This window comes from Methylobacterium sp. BTF04 (genome assembly GCF_010692745.1).
Classification (GTDB): Bacteria; Pseudomonadota; Alphaproteobacteria; order Rhizobiales; family Beijerinckiaceae; genus Methylobacterium.
This window is the reverse complement of sequence record NZ_JAAHTB010000130.1, coordinates 1-2,890: the sequence shown is the minus strand read 5'-3', so window position 1 is coordinate 2,890 and position 2,890 is coordinate 1. Positions and strand designations below refer to the sequence as shown.

Below are 2,890 nucleotides of genomic sequence, written 5' to 3'. Positions count from 1 at the left end.
GTCGACCCGCCGACCATGATGGCGTGTTCGAGGCTGCTTTTATCGCCGATGATCCGGATGACGTGATCGTCGACCTCGACGCGGTCGACGATCGATTGGATCCAGGCCTTGCGGAACGGGATCTCTCCAGCCGTAACGTTCTCGCGCATCAGCTGACCAAACCGCTCGACCAAGTCCGGCGCGATCACCGCCGCCGGTCGCTCATTCACGCGTATGCGGTCCAGCGCAGCCTTGGCCCGGTCGCGATCGAGCTTCAACGCTGCCAGTCGGTCGCGCAGGATGTCGTCGAGATCGGTTACACCATCCTCGACCATCGCGTAGAGCCTCTTGAGCCTTTCCTCCGCCGTCGTCATCTCGGCCTGCAAGGCGCCGACGCGGCCATCGACTTCAGCCGCCTTCTCAGCACGTGATGCCCACAAGGCGGAGAGCGTGGCGCGCAGCCGATCCGGTTGCAGCAGCTCGGTCACAAGGTGATCGGTGACCAGGGTATCGAGCTTGTTCATCGGGATCGCGCGACCCTGGCAGCCGGTCTTGCCCTGCCGGCTATGGGTCGAGCAGCTGTAGTAGCTGTGGACCTTGCCGGACTTCGAGGTGCCGGTGCGCAGGGTCATCGCACCCGAGCAAGTGGCGCAAGTTGCCAGGCCGGTAAGCAGAATCGGACCCGTGACCACCCGCGGTGGCGTCACACGTGGGTTGTTGCCCTTCAGGGTCGCGGCGACCGCCTCGAACTCGGCTCGCTCGATAATGGCCGGCACCGCGATCACGATCTGCTCGGCCTTGGGCTTCTCGATCTGCGTCTTTGCGGAGCGGCGGTTGAACACCCATTCGCCGATATAGACCGGGTTGGTCAGGATCTTGTGAACCGTAGCAACCCCGTAGCGGGCGCCGCGCCGGGTCCGATAGCCTCGGCCATTGAGCCAACAGGTGGTGGCCTTGACGCCAAGCGGCCCCGACGTGCCGTCTCCGCTGCGGTAGAGGCGGAAGATCAGCCTCACGGTCTCGGCTTCAACCGGATCGACGACGAGGCGCTTCTTGATGCGGTTGCCGCGCTTCTCGACCTCTTCGAGCCCGTAGCCGAGCGGCAGGGTTGCCCCATTATAAAAGCCTTGCGATGCGTTCTCCTTCATGGCGCGCAGAACGTGCTTGGCGTTCTCGCGGCTCTGGTACTCGTCGAACATACCTATGAGTTGGCGCATCATGACCTGGCCGGGATCGGTGCCAAGTTCCTGCGTGATGGAAACCAGACTGACGCCGACTTTGTCGAGCTTGCGGACGTACATCTCCAGGCCAAAGCCATCGCGGAAGAACCTGCTGAAGCTGTGCACCACGATCACGTCGATGGGCTGATCGCCATCGCTGGCCCGCTCGATCATCTTCTGGAACTCGGGTCGCACATCGTCCATCGCTGAAGCGCCGGGCTCGACGTACTCGGCCACGAGCGGCCAGCCCTTGGCGGCACAGAAGGCCGCGATCTGCTTCCTCTGATCAGGGATCGAGAGATCGGATTCCGCTTGGCGCCCCGTCGAGACGCGCAGGTAGGCGGCAGCGCGCATCGGTCCCTCGACACGCGGGGTCGGCTTGGTCTTGCGAACCTGCATGTTCATGATGGGCTGCTCCCGCTTGGAGAGGATCGACGATAGGGGAGATTGCCGGATGGTCCACGCTTCAGCTGCGGGACTCCACAGCTTACGATCGATGCGATGGTCACGACGCCAGCTCGCGCATCACCTCGTCGAGCCGGGCGCCGAGGAAGGTCTCCAGCACGTCGAGCTCGGCAAGGCTGACCGGCACCGGACGCGGCAGGTCGTCCTCGACTCTAACGTCGTCAGCGATTGGAGTACGCAGAACTCGTCTCCGACACGGGTGCAGAACCGCGGGAGGATTTACGCTTGGCTTGCAGGCACGGCCATGCGATGCCTCGACCGGCTGAGCGGTGAGCGGCTTGATCCGGGTCCGCTTTGCGCCGGTGCTAGGGCGCGTCTGATCTCTGGCCGGCTGTGATGCCAAGGAGGCATCGGCCACCGGTGGGGCCTGAGGGATTGACGCCACGCATCACGTGTTGTCCCGCGCCAGCCGACGGCCTTCGCGTCTGGGGATGACCGTCGACCAACGCGGGTCGTTTTCCACACCTACCCCGGAGCGACACGGCGACCCGTTCGGCCAAATCCGGCCAGAACACATCGACGTGCTCGACGAGGGTCGATCGGATCGAGACCAGTTGCAAGCGGATTCGCACGAGGCTTCCGCACCGGATCGTTCAGGGCTTCTTGAGGAGGTGCTGAAGCTCACTGAGCCGAACCCGTCGGATCTCCTCCTCGGTCGTGATCAAGTTCGCGTCGCCGCGCCCTTGTACATCTGCACCCGCAACGAGATCGGGTGATAGACGAAGACGCCGTTCGTTCACAGGCTGATCAGGTGGAGGCTTGAGATCCCCGCGAGCAAGCCGCACCGCGGCTTTGGCTGCCCTGCGGATCTCCTGCCGACGCACGCTCGATACGATGCCGGTGATCTGGGTTCCGGTGAGAGGCCGACCGTCAGAGGTGGTGAAGCCTTGCATGGTCAGGCCGGCCGCAATGGCGTTCCAGGTCACGCCGCTGGCCTGCAAGGCCACAAGGGCGTCAAGGTTGTCGCGCACCGCCGCCATGAGCCCGGTGGCGGGCTTGCCTCCCGGCGCCAGCGCATCGAACCGTTTCGCGTCTTTGGCGAGGTCACGGTCGAGGCGGCGGAGATCAAGGTGGGGCTTTGACATCGGTCGGAGGTAGCGTTCCGGCCGTTTCGGTCTCGTCGAGGATGCCGAGAGAATGCCACCGGCTACGGCAGGAAAACGTTAAGGCACGGCAAGGTACGGTAGAGCACGGTAGAAGGGCGACCAGATACGGTATGCGTACGG

2 protein-coding genes are annotated in these 2,890 nt (G+C 64.1%); both read right to left on the bottom strand.

Features of this window, described 5'->3' with window-relative positions; genetic code table 11:
• Nucleotides 1–1,553 (bottom strand): recombinase family protein (locus G3T14_RS23620; protein WP_246733526.1); only part of this gene is annotated, 1,553 nt, incomplete at its 3' end.
• A gap of 704 nt (nucleotides 1,554–2,257) precedes the next feature.
• Nucleotides 2,258–2,749: a hypothetical protein gene (locus G3T14_RS23615; protein WP_163644928.1), complete on the bottom strand. Its 492-nt coding sequence runs from the start codon at nucleotides 2,747–2,749 to the stop codon at nucleotides 2,258–2,260.
• Between the last annotated feature and the right edge of the window lie 141 nt (nucleotides 2,750–2,890).

Bases quoted from the DNA above. Each gene is read 5' to 3' on its own strand.
- G3T14_RS23615 (WP_163644928.1), bottom strand. From the start codon at position 2,749: ATGTCAAAGCCCCACCTTGATCTCCGCCGCCTCGACCGTGACCTCGCC.